This is a genomic window from Streptomyces sp. NPDC048442 (assembly GCF_040651475.1).
In the GTDB taxonomy this organism is placed as follows: Bacteria; Actinomycetota; Actinomycetes; order Streptomycetales; family Streptomycetaceae; genus Streptomyces.
Genome location: NZ_JBEZKB010000043.1, coordinates 18,794 through 39,112, shown reverse-complemented (window position 1 = coordinate 39,112; position 20,319 = coordinate 18,794). Strand labels below are relative to the sequence as shown.

Below are 20,319 nucleotides of genomic sequence, written 5' to 3'. Positions count from 1 at the left end.
TCTCGTCATGCTAGTTGGGGAGCGTCCAGCGCTCGGCTTCTCCGGAGGCTTCGGCGGTGACCGGCAAGTCGGGAATGCCGGGGATCAGTGACTGGGCGCGCCCGGTGACCGTGATGCGGATCAGATCGGGGCCGCTGCCCGCCGTGGACACCGCCCGGCCGGTGAGGTTGTTCCCGGCGTTGCGGTCCAGGTGGCTGCGGGCCTGTGCCGCCCCCGCCCCGGGTCCCGCCCCGTACAGCCGGCCCGCGCTGACGCCCTCGCGGGCGGCGGACTGCGCGAGGTTGCGGGCGTACCCCCACAGGGCGGCTTGCAGGGCGGCGACGAACACCGTCAGCACGATCGGCATGATGATCGCGGTCTGGATCGCGGAGATGCCTCGGTCATCTCGGGGCGGGCGCAGGCGTACGGTCACTCCGCTCCCACGCCCAGCTTGCCGCCCCACTTCGCGTACACGGCCGCGAGGACGCCACCGATGAGCAAGGCTCCGGCGATGGAGGCGAGGACGATGATGACGGTCGGGATCGGGGCTTCCCCGCGGTCACCGTCCTCGGTGGCGCGCTGGTGTACCTCTTCCAGGTGGGTGCGGAACTGCAGTGTGGCGGCCTGCGCGCGGACGGTGGTCTTCAGCAGGATCCTTCTCATGGTTTCTCTCCCTTGAACGTGGTGGTTCACAGCAGTGGTGAACGGGGTGATCGGGCCGGGACGCGCCTACAGGGCGAAGATGCTCATCACCCCGGGGAACGCGAGGGCGAACATCACGACCGTGGCGAGCAGAGCGCCGGGGGCGGACATCTTTTCGCTGTTGGCGTTGGCGTTGGCAGCCTCGTCGGTGAGGAGTTCGGTGCGCAGGCTGGCCGCACGGGCGCGGAGCGTGGCGTACACGGCGGCGCCGTCGTCGCTGGAGCGGCGCATGATGTCGGCGGTGTCCGCCAGCACCGGCAGCCGCAGTTGGGTGCCGAGGTCCTCGACGGCCTGCCAGGGGGAGACCTTCTCGGACTTGGCCCGTGCCAGGGCCTCCTGGATGCGCAGGTACGCCCAGCCGCGGCCGACGGCGGCGGCTTCGTCCAGGGCGGTGGCGGCGCCGACGTGCGAGCGCATTCTCAGCGCGACGAGTTCCAGGAACGCGGCGGTGGCGTGGGCGAATTCGGTCCGCGCCTTTTCGGCCTGGTCGTGGACGTGCCAGTCGGGCACGAACCACAGGGCTCCCGCGGCCACCAGGCCCAGCGCTCCGGGGATGAAGAACGGCACGCCCAGGCCCATCAGGGACCATGCCCCCACGATGACCAGTGGCAGCAGCAGCCCGGCGAGCGCGAATGCGATCTTCTGGACGAAGAACGTCTCCGTGGACTGCTGGAGCAGGTCCAGGTCCGCGCGCGGGAACGGCCCCGGGGCGCGCTCGGCGAACCGTTCCCACCGGCTTTCCGACACGGACTGCTGCGCGGACTGGCCCGGCCGGACGGGCGGCGGATTCAGCCGCCGCAGCGCAGGGCCCAACTTCGGGGGCGCGGGGACGAGTTCATGGGCCAGCAGGGCGGCCCCCAGCCCGGCGGTGCCCCCGCACAGCACCAGGATTCCGGTCACGCTCATCGCACCCTCACCGCTTCCGCCGTCGTCTCCTGCTGGGCCTGTTTGACCCGGCTGCGCGGGTCGGCGATCAAGAAGCGGGCGACGGGCCGGTGGGTGGCCAGCGACCGCATCCACAGCAGCACCCCGACGAACGCCATCCCCAGCAGCGCCATGACCAGCTGCCCGACGAACGTGGCGTAGGGAGCGGTGTAGTCGGGTACCAGGAATCCGCACGGCACGAGGGCGACCGTGATGAGGGTCATCCACCGCACCGCGGTACGGGCCTTCTCCCGGTCCGCCTCGATCTTCCGCCGGGAGGCGATCTCCTCGCGGACGGACGCAGCCAGGTCCTCCAGCGCCTGCGCCAGGCCTGGGCCCGAGTCCCTGGCCGACAGTGCCAGCGAGGCACAGACCTTGTCCGCAGTGATGTCGTCCAGCTCGTCCGCGAAGTCCCGCAGCGCTTCCTCGGCGGTCCATCCGGCCTGGAGCTTGTCCGCCAAGTCCGTGACCTCCCGCACCAGCGCCGGGGGAGGGTTCTTCCGCCCGGTAACCAGCGCCTGCTCCATCCCGAACCCGAGATGCAGGACATCGGCCAGTCGCTGCGCCCAGTCCGCCAGTCCCTCCAGCTTGGAGATCCGGGCCTTCGTGGATGCGGTCGGGGTGAGCAGCCATGGCACCCCGACCACGGCCCCGCCCAGCAGCAGGGCGGCCATGAACACCCCGGACAGCAGCCACACCGCGACGAATACCGTCCCGGCCGCCGGGAGCAGCACCCGGTAGCGCACCGCCCCCCGGCTGCCGGCGGAAGCACGTACCCGCACCCGCCACCGGGCCGCGATGCCGAGGTGCTTCGGCTGCGTCGTACCGACCGCCCCCAGCACCACGGCCAGCAGCCCACCGGCCAGCAGGGCGCCGCACAACGCCCACCACAGCATTCCGCTCATACGGCGGCCCCCTGGGGCCACGGGGCCACGGCGTGCTGGTGCAGCAGCTGGGTGTCGAATCCGGCGGCTTCGAGCTTGCGCAGGGTGGTGGGGGTGGGCGGGGTGCGCGGCACGGCACGCGCCTCGGGCATCTCCCAGCCCTCCCCGGTGACCGGGGGCCCGAAGACGGTGTTGAACGCGGGGCGCCCGCCTTCGCCGATGCCGGTGATCTCCAGTACGTGCGAGACGTACCGGCGCTTCCTGGTACGGGTGGTGTCGACTTCGACGAACACAATGAAGTGCAGGCCGTTGGCGATCTGCCGATAGGCCAGGGTCTCGGAGAAGTTGCCCTGGGCCAGCAGGTACAGCTCCGCGATGCGGTCGAACACCACGTACGGCGACGAGGCGTGCATGGTGCACAGGTTCCCGGGGCGCCCGTTGGTCAGAGCCTGCATCATCGCGGTGATCTCCGGGCCGCGGACCTCACCGACCACGATCCGCGTCAGGGACATCCGCATCGCCTTGTGCATGAGATCCATCAGCGTGATCTCACCGGCCGCCCGGCCGTCGACCCGCTCGCCGTTGGACTCCCGCGCCTCCATCGGCACCACCTGCGTGTGGTGCCCATTGCGGTGCGCCCACAGCTCGAACTCGGTCTCCAACGTCCCGAACCGCTCGTGAGCAGGGATTTCCCGCAGCAGCGCGCGCAGCAGGGACGTCTTGCCGGACCCCTGCTCCCCGACGATCATCATGTTGCGCTGCCCGCGCACACACGCGGCCAGGAAGGCGGCCAGGGTGTCATCGAGGGTGCCGTACCCGATCAGGTCCTTCAACACGGCGTTCTGCACCCGGTGACGGCGGATCGTCACGAAGGTCCGCTCGCCGGTGATCTCGTCGGACAGGGCCTGGAGCCGGGAGCCGTCGGCCAGCCGCAGCGCCAGCATCGGATTCGCCGTCGACAGGGTGCGCTCGCTCTGCCCGCTGGTACGGGCCAGGTCCCGCAGCAGCTCCTTGAGCTCGTCCTCGGAGTCGGCCACCGGCTCCACCGGCACCGGGCGGCCGTCGCCGTAGTCCAGGGTCACGTTGTCGTGTCCGTTGATGTAGATGTTGTCGACCCGCGCATCGTCCAGGTAGCGCTGGAGGCGCCCGGCCCGGAACAGCATGTCGAACACCATGCTGGCCAGGGCCTGTTCCTCGGCCGGCTGGATGCCGCCCGCCCGGTGCGCGGCGGCATCCGCCCACACCGTGACCTGCTCGTTGATCAGCGCCCGGCCGCGCTGCTCGCGCACCCCGCCGACCAGGGCAGGATTGTGCTTGTGCTCGGCGAGCAGCTGCTCGGACACCCGGCGCTTGAGTTCCAGGGCGGCCTGGTAGTCGATCCGCGCCTGCGGCACACCGCCTCCGACACCGCCGGGCGCGCCAGCACTGCCCGCAGCGGCAGGGCGGGCCTCGGGAATGCGGAACGGCTCGGGGTAGAGGGGTTCAGCGTCCACCGGTCACCTCGCGCAGCTTCTGGTGAAGCGGGGAGGTGATCCGCGGCCGCCGCGAGGCACCCTGACCCCGCACTGCGGCCGCCCCGGAGCGGGCCGCGCGCATCAACTCTCCGCGCCCGAACTTCGCCCCCTCCGGAGCCCCGTCGGACAGCACCGCCGCGTCCTTCGGTGCGTACGGCAGCGTCATCACCACCGGTGCCTCCAGCTCCTGTTCGACCTCGCGAGCCGAGTAGGCGCCTTCGGTGATCAGGAGGATGCCGAGCCCGGACGTCCCGCGCCCGCCCTCGCCCTCCATCCGCCGGCGCAGCGCGGCCACCCGTGAAGATGCGGAGTGCAGCCCGCGCAGCGTGCCGCGCACCACCACCAGCACCGTGTCCGCCTTCAAGGCCAGCATTCCGGACGGGCCGAACGCGCCCGAGCGGCCCAAGTCCACAAGCACATCGTGCTGGTGGGCCTCGATCGCCGCGAACAAGTCGGCGAGCTGCGCCCACACCGCGGTCAGGCTCGCGGCCTGCGCCGGGTCGGTCAGCCCCGGCAGCAGTAGGCGCCGCCGTGCCCCCGCCGGGTCGCCCGGCTCGGACAGGGCGATCAGCTGGGTCCAGAACGCGGCGACCAGATCCTGGCCCTGGAGCCGGGAAGACACCGCCAGGTGCCGCAGCCCCCGGTCGGCGGGCAGCCGTCCCTGGAGCGTGCCGGGCAGGATCGCCCCGCCGTCGGGGTCGCACTCCGCCAGCAGCACCCGCCAGTTCTCCTCCAGCGGCCAGGTCCGCAGCAGTGCGAGCGCACTGCTGGTGACCCCCGGGGCGCCCGGGGCGCCGACCAGTGCAGTGACCGCCATCAGGACGCACCCCCCGCGTCCAGCGTCAGCGCGACACGCCCGGTCGCGGCCTGCGCCGCCAGGGACGGGCCGTCCGCGGCGGGCACCGCCACATCGATCACCACGTCCCCGGTGTGCACCGCCCTGTCCCCGACCCGCACCACCCGCGCCTGCACCGTCTTCGGCGTCCGGGGAGCCGGTCCCTTCGCCCCCGGCGCCGCCGCCTGCTCCGCATCGGACGGGGTGGAGACCACGTAGACCGTGTCGCCGGGGGACAGCCGGCTCGCCGGGAGCTGCGCACTCTTCAGCCCGATCCCGACCAGCTGCTCGCCGGGCCGCACCAGGGCCCGGTCGGTGACCTGGCCCTGCGCGAGCAGCGCGCCGGGCAGCAGCGCGGCCGCCGCCCGCTTGCCCACGATCTTTGAGCGCTCGGAGGCCAGCACCGGCTTGAGCGCCGGGTCCAGGGCCACCGACGCGACCACCAGGTCGGATTCCTTGATGGTGTCCCCGGCCTGGACCTCGCGGGCGGCCGCCAGGACTGGGGTGCGGTGGCCGGTCTCCTGGTAGGCGAGGAACCCGCCGAGCCCGCCCGCCGCGATCAGCGCCACCCCCAGGGCGGCCATTGCCGGGCGGCGTCTGCGGGCCTTGAAGCCCACTGCCACCGCGGGCGGCGGGGTCTGCTGTGCGGGCACCGCCACCGGTGGCGTCGTTGCTGTCTTGCTCACGTCCGTACTGCCTCTCTGATCTGGCGGGACAGCGTCAGCTGCCGAGCGCCTGGGCTTCGCCGATGGCGACCTGCTGCGGTACCGCCGTGCGTGTCTCGGTCAGCTGGCCGCCCAGCGCGGTGCCCTGGACCTGCCAGTCGATGACCCATGTGGACGTCGCAACCAGCGTGTACGTGGCGCCGGGCTGCTTGCCCGAGGTGCGGGTGTAGGTGTGCCCGCACGTCGGCGACGGTTTCTTGCCGTATGCCGCGCTGTACGGGGTGCCGGGCCCGGCGCAGACGGCACTCCCGCCGTCGCCGGTGCTCCAGGTGATGGAGGTGACCTTCGCGGTCGCGGTCACTGTGACCGCCCCGGCGGTCGCCGATGCGGTGTTGGGGCCGGTCGTGGTGGGGGAGACCGTGGTCCACAGCCACACCGGCATGCCCACCAGACCGGTCGCGCCCTTCTTCGGCGCGGTCTGGATCTTGGGCCCTTCCAGCAGCATCTGGTCGACCGCCTGGTGTGCCAGGACGACCGGGTCGACCGCAGGGGCGGGAGCACCGCCGCCGTTTCCGCCGCCGACGAAGTTGATCGTGGTGGCGGCGTTGTCGATCGGGTCGGCGCACTCCAGTTGATAGACCGTTCCGGTCACCCCGCCCCGCTCGGCGCTTCCGGCGGGCGGCTGCGGGTCCATCGCCACCGAGGTGCACACCGGCGCCTTCGGGTCGGCCTTGCCCGCCTTCACCGGGGCCTTCTTCTGCGGGCGGGCGGGCTTGCCCGGCAGCGACGACGTGTCGTCCGAGCGGATGCAGACGTGCCCCGCGCGCCCGGCACACACGCCGCCGCCAAGCGGGAACGGGGCGGCCCAGGCCGCGGCGGGCGGCACGGCCAGCGTGAGGCAGACGGCGGCTGCCGCCCACCCGTGACGGCGGTTCACGCGTCGGGTGTGCATGCGCGCGCCTCCGCCTTCTCGCTGAGCACCATCCACCCGGTGGGCCACTTCTCGAACGTCGAGACGGTGACGTACCGCTTCAGCTGGCCGGGAATCGGGGGCAGGGCCTTCCCGGCCTTGTCGACCGTGTCCCAGTGCGAGACATCCAGGCACGAGGTCAGGGTGGCGGTGGGCAGCGCCCCGCCCATGCTGATCTTCGACACCTTGGAACTGCTGGTCGGCGCACCGGTCATGTGGTTGCCCGCACCCTTGAGGGACTGCACGTCGTGGTGGACCTGCTTGAGGGCGTTGCCGCTGGCGTACTTGCGGAGGTCGGTGGCCTTGTAGTCGACGCCCTCGTAGGACCGGGCGAGCTCCGTCAGGTACTTGCCGTACGTCGTGACGACGTGGGCCTTCTCGGCGGCGAGCGGGTCCGCACTGCTGGGCGCGGCCGAGGGAGCCGCCGGGGGGGACGGCTCCGTGCTGCCGGCCGCGGTGGGCTTGGCGTCCGGTGTGTGGGAGGTGGAGGCGCAGCCGGTGAGGGCGAGCGCGAGCGCAACGCCTGTCGCGCAAAGGGCCGTTCGGTTTCGCGTGCGAAGTGCAACGGTGTGCGTGGCTCGGCTCATGGGGACCCCCGGAACGGTGGCGGTGGAGGGCCGCAGTGCGTGCGGCGACCTGGGTCGGGCAGGTGAGGCAAGGGAATTGATCGTTCTGTGTAGTCGGCACGTTACGCATTCGGCGGACAACTGCCCACCTCCATCAACGACTTGAATGGCGCATACGGTACGAACGGGGACGCTGTGACCGTTGAATATCGATATGTAGTCGTGTGCAGACGCGACCGCACTGCATATGCCCTTCACAATTCGGCCCACCCGCACGGGCCCGGGCGCTCCCCGAGCCGGGTCCACACCGGCGCCCCGGGGCCCTGCTCCTCGATGTCCTCCAGTACCGCCGCACCGAGCGGCACCTGCCGGGCCATCGCCGCGACCAAGGGATGCTCGGCCGCCATCGCCTGAAGATCCGAGATCCGGTTCGCGAGCGCCCGCCGCCCGACCCCGGTGAGGATGAACAGCACCCTCGGGAACCGCGGATACCAGCGCTGCCAGGCCGGACCGGTCACCGCCTGCGCGGCCTGGGCGGTGCGCCTGCTGCCCGGCTGCACCGGCTCGTAGGCCCGGAACCGGGCGTACTCGATCAGCTTGCTCGCCAGGCGCTCCGCGCTCATCGTGCCCCGGTCGACCTCGACGAACGCCCGCAGCTTGGCACGGACATCGCCGGTGGTGACGGTGTAGCGCAGCAGGGCGTCGGCAATCAGCCGCTCGCCGTCGGGCAGCTGATGGGCGACCTCCGGCGTCCAGTCCAGGAAGCCGTGCTCGTCGCCGCGCACCCGGGCGTCCCGGGCAAACGCGAGGTGAGTGCGGACGACGGTCAGGGTGTGCGGGGTGCGCAGGGACGCCGCGGTGGCGCTGGTGACCGGGTAATGGGGGCGGCCGCGCAGCTCGGGCCAGTCCCGGGTGATCCGTACACCTTCGCTGTCCAGGAACCAGGCACGGGTGCGCGTGGAGGGGAGCTGGACGAACCCGATGAGGTCCGCCTTGCACAGCTGGTTCACGGCGTCCACGACGGACTGCCGGTGGGTGGCGCCCAGCAGTTCACGAAGCTGGTCGGTTGTGGCCATGCGGTGCTGCCCGAGGGCAGCCAGCACCTGGTGCGCGAGTGTTTCCCGGGTGTCGGGGACGTAGCTGGCCAGCGGACGGGGGACGGTGGCGGTCATGAGTACTCCTTGCGGGGGCCGGGGGCAGGCGTGGCGCCCGCCTTCTGCGGGGTGTGGTCGATGAGGAAGGCCTGCACGGCCCGGGTGTGGTCGAGCGCGGCCTGGGCGAGCTCGTCGAGGGGGCGGGCTCCGGCCAGGGCGTCGGCGGCCTGCGTGAGCGCCGCGACGTCGGCGGCGCTGGCGCCCTTGCCGAAGACGTCTTCGAGGCGGGGGCCCTCCAGCAGCAGCGGGCCCACCCGCTCGCCCTTGACGGTGAAGGTGGCGTAGTGCTGGTAGCGGCCGAGCCGGGCCACGGCCTCCGGGCTGACGCGCTCGCCCCACTCGCCGGTGATGTGCCGGATCGCGGCCATCGACCCGGCCGTGGTCGTCAGGGTCGAGGAGTTCTGGAGCAGGGAGGCGCGCACCGGGTCGGAGAGGCGTTGCAGGAGCTGGGTCATGCCGTGCAGCCGCACCCCGAACTTCCGCAGCTGCTCCAGCATCTGCGCGAGGGATTCCGACGCCGCCCCGTCCAGGGTGATCAGTTCGTCCAGGTAGCCCTTGAACGGCAGCCGGCGGTCCGCGGGGAGGTCACGGCGCGACAGCCCGGCGCGCAGGAGATCGCGCATGAGCAGGGAGACCAGCAGCCGGTCGGTGGGCCCATCCCCGGCCGGGCAGATCCACACCACCATGCGCCGGTCCATGGCCGCCCGAATGTTGTACGCCCCCACGGGGTTGCCGAGGAAAGCACGGGCGGTGGGGTCGGCGGCGAGCCGGTCCAGCGGGTTGAGGACCACCGGCAGTGCGTCGGCGGGCAGCGTCGGAAAGGTGGTCCGCCACCAGGCGGCGGCCTCCGACGTCTCGCCGAGTGCCCCGATGACCGACTCCCGGAAGCCGGGGTCCGAGAGCAGCGCCCGGATCTGGAACACCGTGACCTGCGCCTCGGGCTGCTGCCGGCGGCAGGCGAGCCGGTTGACCGCGACCAGGGCCTCGCTGGCCTTGGTGAAGATGGTCAGCGCGCGGGGTGCGCTGACCGCGTTCCAGCCCAGCGCGCTCGCGAACGCGTCGACAGTCTGGGCGACGACCTGGTGGTCCTGCTGCCCCTGGTCCATGCCCAGCGGGTTCCAGCAGCCCAGCTGGGCCCGGCCGTGGGTGGTGGCGAGGTCGATGCGGGCGATCCGCCCGTCGAGCGCGGCGTGGGCCAGGTAGGGGGCCGCCCGGTGCCACGAGTCGCCGTGCGGGTCGGCGAACAGCAGACCGCCGCCGGCGCGGGCGTGCCCCACCGCCTGGCATAGGGCCCGCTCGGTCTTGCCCCACCCGGCCTTCCCGACGGCGACCTCGAAGAGGGTTTCCGCCTCGTAGGTGGCGAGCATCCGCCGCTGCCCGTCCCCGGTGCGGTGCCAGCCCTGCAGCACCAGACGCGGGTCCCCCTCGCGCCAGGTGGGCACAGCGGTGGCCAGCAGCGGCAGACGGCAGTGCATCGTCGGCGGCTTCAACATCCCGGCCACCTCGTGCAGAGCGACCCAGTTGGTGCGCGGCGCGCGGATCTGCCCGGTCGCCCACCGGTGGTCGAAGGCCCGGCGGGCGGGTCGCCTGTCGCTGGAGTAGTGCCAGGGCCCCAAGTGCCAGCCCCGCATCTGCCACCTGGCCTCCCCGCCGAAGACGTCCAGGGCCGCTTCGAGCTGGCGCAGCCGGGCGCGGGCCCGGCCCTCGAAGTCGGAGGTACACCGCACCAGTACCTGGACCCGCACCAGATGAGTGCTGGTGAGCTTGCCGAGCGCCTTGTCCCGGTCCACCCTGCGCGGGGACGGCGGCATCACCCACCGCCGCCCCTCGCCCTGACGGCCGCTCAGCATCTGGCGCAGCACGTTCAGCAGGCTGTCCTCGGCGCGTTCGGCGTCCTGGCGCACCCACGAGGAGGCGCGGCGGGCCTCACGGTGCTCGCCCGCGCGGGCCTCCTCGACGGCCTGCCAGCGGCGGGCCCGCAGGTACCAGGCGGGGGCCCGCTGGAGGTCCAGGCAGATCTCCGCGACGTCCCCGAGCTCCGCGCGCAGATCGGAAACCGCGTCGGCGAGCGGCTGCAACGGGTCCGGCTCCATCGGCACGTCCCGCAGCGCCCCCACGGTGAGACCGCGAAGCACGAACTCGGCGCGCACTGTGTGCTTTGCCTTCGGCGCCTTGACGGGGGGTGCCTTGCGGCAGGTGACCGCGGGGGAGTAGGGGGTGGTGCGCAGCAGGAGGGCGGCACCGGCCGGGCCCTCGATGCGGTAGCCAAGCGGAGTGCGGCCGTCCGCCCGCATCCGGACCCGAACCCCCTTTGCCCGGCGCGGTATCCACCAGGGGCCGCTGCCGGAGGCCCGCACCAGCTGCACGCCGTAGCGGAAGACCTGTTCCGGGCTGGGGTCGAATCCGTCGTGCGGCACGAGCTCGACGGCCATCCGCGACTGGCTCGCCCGGTCCGCGAGGCGGCGGGCCACGCCCTCATGGCCGATCGCGGTCAGCAGCGCCAGGGGCAGCAGCCACCAGAGGTGGGCGGCCGTCCAGTCCAGCAGGCTGTATGCCGTGCGGCCCAGGGCGCCACCCCAGTCCAGCAGGGTGGCACTCTCGGCGAGGGTCACGGGGTGGGGGTCCATGAGGTCCACAGGTCTCCTTGGGCAGGGGCGGATGTCAGGTGGGCGGAGTGAATGTGCTGGAAGCGGAGGGTGGCGGGGCGGCCGTCGCGGTAGGTGCCCGCGGGATCCGCGCCCGCCCACACCAGGTGCACCGCCGCCCGGCCGGGGCCGTCGGCGCGGGCCGCCGCGGCCTGGATCCGTACACGGGTGAAGGCCTTGACTGGCTGTCCGGGCGGGAAGCGGGCGGGCCACAGGTGGCGTCCCCGGCCGGTGGTCTCGGCGACCAGCACGGCACGCCCGAGTCCGGCCAGCAGGCGGGCGGTGCGCGGCGGGAGGTCGTCGGCCACCGCGGCCCGCAAGACCCGCTGCACGGCCCAGTCCCCTTGCGGCCCCTCCCCAGGAGCGGGCAGTACCCCCGGGCCCGCGCCCGGGGCGGAGGGCTCCGTCGCCGCTGTCCGGCCGGTCGCACCCGCACCCGCAGGTGCTGGGATGCCGACGCCGCGCGGGGCGCCGGAGGGGGTGACGGCCTGCGGCCGGGGTGCGGGGGGCGCCTGCGGTGCGGGCTCGCGCAGCAGGATCACACCGAGCATGGCCAGCACCACACCGGCGGCCAGCAGCACCAGCGGGGAGCGTGGGACAGATCCAGCGGGCCGGCGGGGGGTCACAGGAGCCTCGCCCCGCCCGCGTAGTCCGGCATCGAGGACAGGGCGTCGATCCGTACGACCGTGCCCGGCCGGGCCGCGTTGACCATGCGGCCGCCGCCGAGATAGATCCCGACGTGATGGATCGTGGAGTCCTGGGTCGGGATGTAGCCGTAGAACACCAGGTCACCCGGGCGCAGTGCCTGCGTTCCGGCCGACGCCGGAATCCGCTTGCCCCTGCCCGCCTGCGCGGCGGCCGACCTCGGCAGGGTGATCCTGGCCTGCGCGAAGGCGTACGTGGTCAGCCCGGAGCAGTCGAATCCGCGTATGGTCACTCCAGACTTGCCGCTGGGTGAGCAACAAGTGCCGGTACTCGGCCCCTTGGCGTTGCCGCCGCCCCACGAGTAGGGGGTGTCGCGCATTGCCAGGGCCGCGTCGATGACCTTCTTGGCCCGCCCGGTGGCCGACCCGGACGCCGTCGAGGAGGAAGCCGCCGACGTGTAGGTGTCGATCCAGCCGAGGACGTCGTTCACGTACGTCTGGCTGTTGTTGTACTGGTACAGCGCCTTGCGCAACTGGTCGCGCTCGCCCAGGTTGCGGCCCTTCCCGCACAGGTACACGGCGGCGCCGAGGGCGGCGTCGTCGCCGTTGTGCGGGTTGCGCTGACCGTCGCCGTTGCCGTCACGGCCGCTGCCGTTCCAAGTGGCGGGCAGGAACTGGAAGGGGCCGACCGCCCGTTCGCCGGAGGCGGTGCCGTCCCACCGGCCGCCGTCGGTGTCGCCGAACTCGGTGGTGTTGTCGCCCACTCCGGAGCCGTTGAGGAGCGGGCCCAGGATGTGCGGGCTGATGTCCCCGCCGGCGGTCACGGTCTTGCCCTGGGCGTGGTGGGACTCGATGCGGGCAATTCCGGCCAGGATCGGCCAGCGCATCCCCCGGCACGCCGCCGCCTCCCTGCCGATGAGGCGCACCGCGTTCTTGTACGCGGCGAGCATCCGGGCGGGGATGTCCGCCGACGACCCTTCCCCGCCGCCCGCCCCGTCGTCGGTGACCGTGTCCTGCTGCGAGCTCAGGGCCGCGAGCGCGTTCACCGCGCTGGACAGCGGCACCGCACAGCACACCGCCCCCAGCAGCAGCACCACGGTCAGGCAGCCGAGTTTCCCCTTCAGCTTCATGCCCGGTCACCGCCGTCACCGGGGCCGGTGCCCTCTTCGCCCCACGTGTGCTGCTCTTCCCACCCGTCTTCCCAGGAGGTCGGCGGGGCCGGCCTGAGCGGTGCCTGCGCGGCTTGGCGGCCGCGGCCGGTGTCCTCGCCGCCCCAGCCGTTGCGCTCGTCGCCCCAGCCGTCGGCCCAGCTGGTGCGCGGCGGGTCGAGCGGAGCCTCCGTCGCCCGCTGCTCGCCCTCGCTCCAACTGCTTGCCGAGCCGGCCAGCGGACTGTCCGTGGCCCGGTGGCTGCCCTCGCTGTCGTCCGCGCCCCAGCTCGGGGGGTTCTCCCAGGTGGCGCGCTGTGCCTGGAGCAGGGAGTCCATCACCTGCTGGCGGGCGTAGGACGTTCCCCCGGCAGGCCGGGACACCGACGTAGGCGCACCTTCCGCTCCGGCGGAGGCACCACGGTCCGGGCCGCCGGACATCATGACTCCGGTCGCCGCAGCGTTGCGGGCAGCGGTGGCCGTACGCCGGGAGACATCGCCGGCCCGCTCTCCCGCCTCCCGGCCCGCAGCCTTCAGGGTCCGGCCGACCGGTTCCCACTGACGGCCGTCCTCACGGAGTTGGCCGCCGGTGACCCGCAGTTGCTGCCGGGCGTCCTCGGACAGCTCCGAGCGCCTCGTCCGCGCCCTGTTGACCGTGGCAGGCAGCCCGTACGTCGCCCCGTACGCGAGGATTCCGGTCCGGCGGGCGATGCGGTAGCCCCGGAACCGGACCAGCCGGTTGTGCGCCCGGGTCCCGAGCAGCGGCCGGTCGGTGGACGGGTCGTGGAGGATCTCCCCGGTCTGGGTGTCCACCCGCATCGGCGCACCCCCTCCACCCGGTCCCGCGCCCGGCCCGCCGCGGCGGTTGCCGGGCGTTCCGCCGGGGTTTTCGCCGTCGGGTGAGGTGGGCTTGCGCCACTTCTCCAGCTGCTCCTCGTCGGGGCGGCGGCCGATGGCCAGTCCGTAGGCGCCGCGTGCGGCGAGTCCGGCGCCGGTGGCTACGAGCATGGCGGGGGCCAGTCCGCGGCGGGCCTCGGCGCCGGCGTCCTGCAGGATGCTCCCGGCGTTCACCGGCATGCCGGTGCCGTCGGTCAGCGCGGCGAGGCGGCTCATCAGGCGTTGCCGGGTGCCCAGCAGTCCGGCCCGGAAGCCCCCGCCGCTCAGCAGCCGACCGCTGGACACTCTGTGCCCGCCATCCCCGGAGCCCGCGTAGGTGGCCAGGGCGGCACCGATCTCGCTGGAGTCGCCGGGCAGATGGGAGCCGCCGACCGGCGAGAACCGCATCCGCGTCTTGAGCCGGTCGGCGAACCCGGTCGCCGACGCGAGGAGGCGGCGGTGGAAGGCGAGCCCGACCACGGCGACCGCGTCGACCAGCAGCAGCCGCTCCAAGACGAGGTCGGGCCCGTCGGTCAGCACCACGTCGACGGCGATCCCGAACGCGGGGATGAACGCGGCGACGGCGAACATGAGCAGGGTGGAGGCCATGAAGATCATGAGCCACTTCCAGACCGCCGCCCGGCTCGGGCCGGGCAGCATGCCCCACACCAGGGACACCCCGCCCACCGCACTGGCCCCGACCTCGGCGCCCTGCGTACCGAGCATCACGAGCGCCATCGCGCCGATCATCGCGGCGACCAGGACGACAGCGACGAGCACGAGCGCCACGGCCCCGACCCGCTCCCACGAGGAGTCCTTCGCGTACTCGGCGGCCGCCTTGCCCGTCTCACCGGCCTTGGACAGTTCCTCGGTGAACTGCTGGAACTCCACCGACTCCGGGGACAGATAGTTCATCACCGCGCCGGGGGAGAGCTCCTGGCTGTCCTTGCCGGGGAAGTCGAAGGGCACGTCCTCCGGGGCGACCTCGGTCCCGTTCTTCTCCGCCTCCTCCTTCGCTACGGCGTACCGGCAGTAGTCGCCCCCGGGCCCCTTCACCTGGTCGCAGACTTCCTGCTTCTTCTTCGTCTCTTCCGACCCTCCAACGGGCTGGGGCTTGTACTTGCCGGTGACCCACTTGAGGTGGAGGGCGTAGGCCTTGGCGTCCTTCTGCGGGTCGAGGAGCCGCCCGTACTGCACGAGCATGTAGGGCTTGACGATCAGGGCGTTGGTCAGGACGTCCTGGATCGGCTTGGCGATGTCCTTGGCCGTCACGTCCACGTCGAGCTTGGTGTACTCCCGCTGCTCGCAGGCCATAGCAGCTGCCGCGGGCAGGCCGGCACAGGGTCGGTCGGAGCCGTGGGTGTTGAAGTTGTAGGTGTTCACGGTGGTTACGGCGACTTCGGCGGCGGCCTGGTGGACCTGGTTGAGTGGGCCGTCCTTGCCGAGCAGGTAGTCGGGGCGGATCAGCGCGGACGCGGCGAACGCGGCGATCAGCAGCGTCAGCAGGATCTCGCCCAGCCCCCGGGCGGCCTTGCCGCGCATAAACAAGATCAGCCCGAAAACGAACGCCCACCCGAGCAGCAAGCCTTTGAGGCCGAGCGTGTCGACGACGATCCGGTTGTAGGTGTCGGAGAGCTTCTGGGCCGGTCCCAGCAGCAGCTGGAGGAGCGGGAAGGTGAAGACGAACTCGACCAGCCAGCCTGCCAGCCCGACCAGGAGACGCACCACGGCGAACAGGCCGCTGAGGAGGAACGCCCGTACGTTGTCGGCGACGTTCAGAATCGACCCGGGACTGGAGCCCAGCCTGTACCCCTCCAGCGGGGCACCCTCGGACGTGGTGAGGTTCAGCGGGGACAGCAGACCACCCCCGGCTCCGTCCGCGGCGGCGGCGACCTGGGTGTCGACCACGACGAACACGAACGTCAGCAGGCAGATCCACGCAACGTTGCGCAGGGTGCCCACATCACAGCGGACGGGCATCCGCAGGCGGCCCCTCATGCGCCCGCTCCGACCGCGGACTTGACCAGGGTGGGGCGGGCGGTACCGGGGGTGGTGGAGATGCGTTCGCGGATCCGGGCCACGGCCGGAATGACGACCTTGATGCGGCAGGTGTTCTGCCGTGGCGCGCACAGCAGCATCTCGCCCTCCCGCCCCCGCTGCCCGACGGGGGAGAGGTCGGTGGTGACGGTACGCAGGAGAGCCTCGTTGGCGGGGTCCTGGCCGACGAACTTCAGCCCCCTGGCAGCACGTTCGCGGTTGGTGGTGCGGGCGAGCGCCCGGTAGGCGAGCAGCCCCCGGTCCTCGCCGAGCTCCCGTTCGTCGTGCCCGGCCATGAAGATCCCGGCCGCGTGCTTGCGGCCGTCGTGGAGGATCTCGCGCACCAGGGCGGAGCCTTCGGCCGAACCGGTCAGCCAGTAACACTCATCGGTGACGACTGCGCAGAACTGCGAGGTGTCGGCGAATGCGGCCTGCCGGGCGATGGCGGCGATCAGGTAGAGGACGGCCCGCCCGATCAAGGCCTCCAGCGGCTGCTGGCGCAGCACCTCGGGCTGGGCGAACGCCTCCCTCGGCGGCAGAGTGAGCCCGGCTGTGGTGACCACCACCAGGTCCGAACCGGCGGTGTCTGTCAGCGTGAGGGGCGGCAGCGTGGGGTCGAACACCATGCCGGCCAGCGAGTTGCGAGCCACGATCTGCAACAGGTCCGCGAGGGTGGCGGCCGCGTCCCGCCTCGCACTGCCCCCGCTCTCGGCGGTGGCCATTGCCTCCAGGGCGGCCAGCACCCCGGCCATCGACGGCTGCGCGGAAGCGGCGGCCTCCTCGACCGCCCGGTGCAGCACCGACCCGGACGTCGACATCGCTCCGATGCCCAGCTGGAGCGTGAGGTAGGACAGTGCGTAGTGGGCGCCGGTGGCGCCCCCGAAGATCCGCAGCGGGTCGATCGACACAGCCGCGGCGGCCGCGTCCACGATCTGGTGCCGGCCTTCGGCGGCGCCCTGGGCGTAGGCGGCCCACTCGCGGACGGGGGTGCGGTCGATGACGATGGCCCGCCCGCCCCGGTCCACCACCCCGGACTTCAGCAGCTTGAGCAGCACCGACTTCCCCGACCCCAGATCCCCCACCACTCCCAGGGAGGCGGAGGCGTGCTGCGCAGGCGCGTCGGCCGGGTCGATCAACACCGGGCGGGTAGTGCCACAGTCCTGATCGAATCCGACGAGGATCCCGGTCGGGTCGCCGGACTCCCCGCCGGTGAGCGCACCCATCAGCGCCCAGTCCTCCGAGAGGTGGAGCTGCACGAACTCCCGCAGCGTGGCCGGGCGGGCGGTGCCGGGCAGCCCGAGGGTGAAGAGCGTCTCCTGCCGCCCGGTGGGGCGCACCGCCCGGTAGTCGGCCTGCGAAAGCACCGCGGTCAGCGCGCGGGCCCGGGTGTCGCATTGGGCTGGGGTGGCCCCCCACACGGTCAGCACGGTCACCGACTGGACCTCGACCTCCACCGAGGTGCGCGACATCCGCGCGTCCATCTCGCTCAGGTCCCCGACCGCGTCGGGCACTGAGGTCGGCATCCCGGTGACCTGTGCCCCGTACTGGTCGGCCTGCTCGACCAGGTCCTTCTTCTTCTGCTGGATCTTCTTCCGGGCCTGCGCGGCCGAAAGGATCTCCATGTCGACGGTGAAGTCCACCGGGAACGGCAGTGTTTCGAGCTGGGCCAGCAGATCGGCGCTGTCCGCGGTCACGGCCGGGGGCAGCTGGGACAGGACCAGGTGGGCCTGGTAGCCGGTGCCGTCCTCGGTCTCCACCGCCAGCCACCGCCGCGCCAGCGGCGAGCCCGTCCCAGCCGGCCGCCGGGCGAACAGGCCCGCCAGCCCCCGGCGCCCCGGCACGTCGTCCTCGGGGTCGTCGTGTGCGGCGCTGCTGCCGCCCTCCTGTCCGCCCTCGGCGAGCCGCACCTGCCCCAGATCCGCGTATGACGGGGAACGCAGCACCCCGCCGCGCACCCGCCCCCCGTACAGACCGCAGGTCGCAGCCTCGGCGAGGAGCGGCTCGGACTGCCCGCGGTGCAGGGCGTGCTGGACGATCCACACGATTTCCGCCGGGGTTGCCGGACGCAGCTCCAGCGCGGAGCCGATCGCGGCGGCGATCCGGTCGGCCTGCCTCTGGCGCGCCGTCACCTCACTGCGCCGTACCGGGGCGGCCTGCAGCCCGAGTTCGGCGGACACTTCCGCCCACAGGGAGGCGAGGGCGGCCCCAGCCTCGTGCCCGCGGGAGGAGGCATCGAGCGGCACGGCCAGCCAGAGCGTCCGCCGGTGCATCTCCTGCCCGTCCAGCAGATCGAGCGCGGCCTCGGTGGTCTGCGCCCACGGGTGCTGTTGCCCGCCGGGGCCCGGCGGCATGGCCACCCCGTCGATCATCTGGAAGGCGACCTCACCGGGGTCGGTCTGCGCGCACAGCCCGAAGAACCGGGGGGCTCCGGTCAGCGAGCGCACCAGCGAGGTCACCTTGGCCAGAGTTTCCTCACGGACCTGCCCGCTCTGGTAGCGGCCGCCCTCGGAGCTGATGCGCCACAGCGCCCAGGTGGTGCCCTGCACGGACCACAGCAAGTGACCGGCGATGTGCCGGATGGGGACCCTCATGACGAACTCCTGGACGTAAGTGCGGAAGCGGAGGCGGCCAGCCGCTGGTGCAGCGGGGACAGCGGGACGGCCACCGGTGCTGGCTGCGGGGCGGGGGCCCGGCCGCCCGAACGGGGGCGGGGACGGCGGCGCACGGCGGGACGCGGGTGCGGGGGATTCGTGGTCGGGGACGGCCGTCGTCGCGGTACCGGGCGCGGCCGGCCTGCCGGGCGGCGGGAAGCGGCGGGCGGTAGCGCCGCCACGAGCCCCCCGCGGGGGGCGGCCTCGATGACGAAGCCGCCGCGGAGCGTCCGGGGGGCCCGGTCGCGGGCAGCACGCCCGTTGATCCGCCCGGCGCGCGGGCGGGCAAGCAGGCTGGTCCAGCCGAGCAGCGCGGACACCGGCTCGCGGCCCGCTATCCGCGCGCCCCGTACCGCCCAGACCGCGACGACCCAGCCGATGACCGGGATCGGACCCAGCGCGGGGGCCCACCAGTCGATGGTCTTGATCAGGGTGAAGGCACCGAGGAAGGCGACCGTGAGCTGGATCGGCGTGTAAGGGCCGAACGGCAGCTTCCACTCGCCGACCTTGCCGAGCACCCAGGGATGGCGGCGGGCGGCGGTGTAGTTCCGGCCGACCCGCGCCGGTGCCCCGCTCACAGCACCGGCCCCGTGGCCGGGACCGGCCGTACCGCGGCGGCTTTGGTGTTGGTCGGGTTGTTGACCTCGTCCTCGAACTTGTCGGAGAGGGCATTGCGGGAGTCGTAGAGCGCGAGGGCGATCACCATCAGGAGCAGCGCCCCGATGCCGGCCTTCAGCGAGGCACGGCGGATCACGGTGATGACCACGATCACGATCAGTGCGGCCTTGAGGCCCTTGTCGCCCCAGCCGGACAGGGTCGCGATCCACGAGTCGCCGAGCACACCGATCTGCCCTGCCAGAATCAGCTTGGTCACCGGGTGCCCCCGACCGGGGTGAGGCTGCTGGCGGTGACGGCGGAGATCTCCCACCGTCCGGCCCGCGCGGTCAGGGCGAGCCCGTAGTCCAGCGGCCAGGCCCCGCCCGCCGCGTCCTGGGCCCGCACCCGCGCCCGCACCCGCACCTGCGTGCCGTCGGCCGCGACACTCTCCGCGGCCGCGGCCTGCTGGTCGGCGCCGAGCTGCTCCACCTCGACCTTGTGGTAGGCGGCCTGAGGGGCACTCAGCCGCACCCCGGGCACGGCGTAGCGGTCGATCTGCCCGCCGGAGAGATACGCGGTGAGGAACTCACCGACGGTGGTGGCCAGCGACCGCCCGGTGGGGACCGTGACCGGATAGCCGGACTCGGCGGATTCGGCGGCGGGGGCGGGGGCGGCCACCTGGGCGGGCCCGGCGGGCACACCGAAGCGGTCGCCGTCGGCCATCAGGGGCAGGGCGAAGTAGCGCACCGCCCCGGCCTTGTCGGTGGCCGCGACGGTGACCTGCCAGCGGCCCGGCGCGGTCGGGGCGGTATTGATCGCGCTGACTAGCGTGGCCGGAGCGGGTGTGTCCGGCAGGGCGGTGCCCGGGGCCATCGCCTGCACCCGGCGGGAGGCCTCGGACACGGACTTCGTGCTGCTGGCCAGCCAGGAGGACACGAGCAGTTCGGCGTACCCAGACGGGTCGGCCACTGGGGGAGTGGCCACCACGGTGGCCGTCTTCTTCGGGGCGGCTGCCACCGTACGCGGGGCGGGCAGCATGGCCAGGACCAGGGCGGCCGGTCCGGCGGCCAGCGCCACCCAGACGGCCATCCGGCCGGCGGACACCCGGCGCCGGGCGGCACCGAGCGCGGCCGAACCCGCAACGGGCGGGGCCTTCTCGTCGGGTGCAGCGGTACGAGCGGAACGTGGAGACACGGACACTCCCAGGGAGTTGGCAGCGGGGGATGACACCCGCAGACAACCCACCGGGCCTTACCGGTTCGCTGACCGAATCCGCCTGACCACGATCACAGGACGGTTACGTTTTCCCTGGTCAGTGCCATGGTGAGGTCAGCGGCCGACTGACCATGGCACTCACCACGCCCCATTTCGGGGGCGTCACCGAACTGACCACGGAGGCCGGGCGGGGCGGTCACTGACCATGGAACTGACCACGCCGTTCCCCGCACTGACCACGGGACTGACCACGCCGGTGGCCGCACTGACCCACGGGGTGGAGGCTGCGGCGTAGGTGGCCGGTGGCCACCGCG

Annotated in this window: 18 protein-coding genes; all 18 read right to left on the bottom strand. The window is 72.8% G+C overall.

Going from position 1 to position 20,319, the window contains the following annotated elements:
- Window positions 1-10: 10 nt before the first annotated feature.
- The 18 genes from AB0D18_RS38510 to AB0D18_RS38425 all read right to left on the bottom strand — a co-directional run bounded on the left by AB0D18_RS38510 (window position 11) and on the right by AB0D18_RS38425 (window position 19,984).
- Window positions 11-412 carry a TadE family protein gene (locus AB0D18_RS38510; RefSeq protein ID WP_362429976.1) on the bottom strand — a complete coding sequence of 134 codons (402 nt, stop codon included), beginning with the start codon at window positions 410-412 and terminating at the stop codon, window positions 11-13.
- Entirely contained in the window at window positions 409-642 is a 234-nt protein-coding gene (locus AB0D18_RS38505) for a hypothetical protein (RefSeq protein WP_362429973.1), read from the bottom strand. The genes AB0D18_RS38510 and AB0D18_RS38505 overlap by 4 nt, the downstream gene beginning before the upstream one ends.
- Window positions 643-708: 66 nt before the next feature.
- Window positions 709-1,587 (bottom strand): type II secretion system F family protein, encoded by an 879-nt coding sequence (locus AB0D18_RS38500; protein ID WP_362429970.1) that lies wholly within the window; start codon window positions 1,585-1,587, stop codon window positions 709-711.
- On the bottom strand, window positions 1,584-2,510 hold the full coding sequence (locus AB0D18_RS38495; RefSeq protein WP_362429969.1) for a type II secretion system F family protein: 927 nt from the start codon (window positions 2,508-2,510) through the stop codon (window positions 1,584-1,586). The genes AB0D18_RS38500 and AB0D18_RS38495 overlap by 4 nt, the downstream gene beginning before the upstream one ends.
- Entirely contained in the window at window positions 2,507-3,982 is a 1,476-nt protein-coding gene (locus AB0D18_RS38490) for an ATPase, T2SS/T4P/T4SS family (RefSeq protein WP_362429966.1), read from the bottom strand. The genes AB0D18_RS38495 and AB0D18_RS38490 overlap by 4 nt, the downstream gene beginning before the upstream one ends.
- Window positions 3,972-4,820, bottom strand: a complete 849-nt coding sequence (locus AB0D18_RS38485) for a hypothetical protein (protein WP_362429963.1) — start codon at window positions 4,818-4,820, stop codon at window positions 3,972-3,974. The genes AB0D18_RS38490 and AB0D18_RS38485 overlap by 11 nt, the downstream gene beginning before the upstream one ends.
- The gene (locus tag AB0D18_RS38480; RefSeq protein WP_362429960.1) at window positions 4,820-5,524 is read right to left on the bottom strand and encodes an SAF domain-containing protein; all 705 of its coding nucleotides are present in this window, start codon (window positions 5,522-5,524) and stop codon (window positions 4,820-4,822) included. Before AB0D18_RS38480 ends, AB0D18_RS38485 begins: the two co-directional genes overlap by 1 nt.
- Window positions 5,525-5,558: 34 nt before the next feature.
- Window positions 5,559-6,455 (bottom strand): ATP/GTP-binding protein, encoded by an 897-nt coding sequence (locus AB0D18_RS38475; RefSeq protein ID WP_362429957.1) that lies wholly within the window; start codon window positions 6,453-6,455, stop codon window positions 5,559-5,561.
- Window positions 6,437-7,060, bottom strand: coding sequence for a hypothetical protein (locus tag AB0D18_RS38470; RefSeq protein ID WP_362429954.1), 624 nt, complete (start codon window positions 7,058-7,060; stop codon window positions 6,437-6,439). Before AB0D18_RS38470 ends, AB0D18_RS38475 begins: the two co-directional genes overlap by 19 nt.
- 233 nt (window positions 7,061-7,293) lie before the next feature.
- Window positions 7,294-8,211: a replication-relaxation family protein gene (locus AB0D18_RS38465; RefSeq protein WP_362429951.1), complete on the bottom strand. Its 918-nt coding sequence runs from the start codon at window positions 8,209-8,211 to the stop codon at window positions 7,294-7,296.
- On the bottom strand, window positions 8,208-10,820 hold the full coding sequence (locus AB0D18_RS38460; protein ID WP_362429948.1) for an ATP/GTP-binding protein: 2,613 nt from the start codon (window positions 10,818-10,820) through the stop codon (window positions 8,208-8,210). Before AB0D18_RS38460 ends, AB0D18_RS38465 begins: the two co-directional genes overlap by 4 nt.
- Window positions 10,802-11,419 (bottom strand): hypothetical protein, encoded by a 618-nt coding sequence (locus tag AB0D18_RS38455; RefSeq protein ID WP_362429945.1) that lies wholly within the window; start codon window positions 11,417-11,419, stop codon window positions 10,802-10,804. Before AB0D18_RS38455 ends, AB0D18_RS38460 begins: the two co-directional genes overlap by 19 nt.
- Window positions 11,420-11,460: 41 nt before the next feature.
- Window positions 11,461-12,612, bottom strand: coding sequence for a bifunctional lytic transglycosylase/C40 family peptidase (locus tag AB0D18_RS38450; protein WP_362429942.1), 1,152 nt, complete (start codon window positions 12,610-12,612; stop codon window positions 11,461-11,463).
- Window positions 12,609-15,503: a hypothetical protein gene (locus tag AB0D18_RS38445; RefSeq protein WP_362429939.1), complete on the bottom strand. Its 2,895-nt coding sequence runs from the start codon at window positions 15,501-15,503 to the stop codon at window positions 12,609-12,611. Before AB0D18_RS38445 ends, AB0D18_RS38450 begins: the two co-directional genes overlap by 4 nt.
- Entirely contained in the window at window positions 15,500-18,133 is a 2,634-nt protein-coding gene (locus AB0D18_RS38440) for an ATP-binding protein (RefSeq protein ID WP_362429937.1), read from the bottom strand. Before AB0D18_RS38440 ends, AB0D18_RS38445 begins: the two co-directional genes overlap by 4 nt.
- Window positions 18,130-18,771 (bottom strand): hypothetical protein, encoded by a 642-nt coding sequence (locus AB0D18_RS38435; protein WP_362429934.1) that lies wholly within the window; start codon window positions 18,769-18,771, stop codon window positions 18,130-18,132. The genes AB0D18_RS38440 and AB0D18_RS38435 overlap by 4 nt, the downstream gene beginning before the upstream one ends.
- Window positions 18,768-19,067, bottom strand: a complete 300-nt coding sequence (locus tag AB0D18_RS38430; protein ID WP_362429932.1) for a hypothetical protein — start codon at window positions 19,065-19,067, stop codon at window positions 18,768-18,770. Before AB0D18_RS38430 ends, AB0D18_RS38435 begins: the two co-directional genes overlap by 4 nt.
- On the bottom strand, window positions 19,064-19,984 hold the full coding sequence (locus AB0D18_RS38425) for a conjugal transfer protein (protein ID WP_362429929.1): 921 nt from the start codon (window positions 19,982-19,984) through the stop codon (window positions 19,064-19,066). Before AB0D18_RS38425 ends, AB0D18_RS38430 begins: the two co-directional genes overlap by 4 nt.
- Window positions 19,985-20,319 lie beyond the last annotated feature (335 nt).

Coding starts and splice junctions, on each gene's coding strand:
- AB0D18_RS38445 (WP_362429939.1), bottom strand. CDS start 15,503: ATGAGGGGCCGCCTGCGGATGCCCGTCCGCTGTGATGTGGGCACCCTG.
- AB0D18_RS38470 (WP_362429954.1), bottom strand. CDS start 7,060: ATGAGCCGAGCCACGCACACCGTTGCACTTCGCACGCGAAACCGAACG.
- AB0D18_RS38500 (WP_362429970.1), bottom strand. CDS start 1,587: ATGAGCGTGACCGGAATCCTGGTGCTGTGCGGGGGCACCGCCGGGCTG.
- AB0D18_RS38465 (WP_362429951.1), bottom strand. CDS start 8,211: ATGACCGCCACCGTCCCCCGTCCGCTGGCCAGCTACGTCCCCGACACC.
- AB0D18_RS38505 (WP_362429973.1), bottom strand. CDS start 642: ATGAGAAGGATCCTGCTGAAGACCACCGTCCGCGCGCAGGCCGCCACA.
- AB0D18_RS38485 (WP_362429963.1), bottom strand. CDS start 4,820: ATGGCGGTCACTGCACTGGTCGGCGCCCCGGGCGCCCCGGGGGTCACC.
- AB0D18_RS38450 (WP_362429942.1), bottom strand. CDS start 12,612: ATGAAGCTGAAGGGGAAACTCGGCTGCCTGACCGTGGTGCTGCTGCTG.
- AB0D18_RS38460 (WP_362429948.1), bottom strand. CDS start 10,820: ATGGACCCCCACCCCGTGACCCTCGCCGAGAGTGCCACCCTGCTGGAC.
- AB0D18_RS38475 (WP_362429957.1), bottom strand. CDS start 6,455: ATGCACACCCGACGCGTGAACCGCCGTCACGGGTGGGCGGCAGCCGCC.
- AB0D18_RS38495 (WP_362429969.1), bottom strand. CDS start 2,510: ATGAGCGGAATGCTGTGGTGGGCGTTGTGCGGCGCCCTGCTGGCCGGT.
- AB0D18_RS38440 (WP_362429937.1), bottom strand. CDS start 18,133: ATGAGGGTCCCCATCCGGCACATCGCCGGTCACTTGCTGTGGTCCGTG.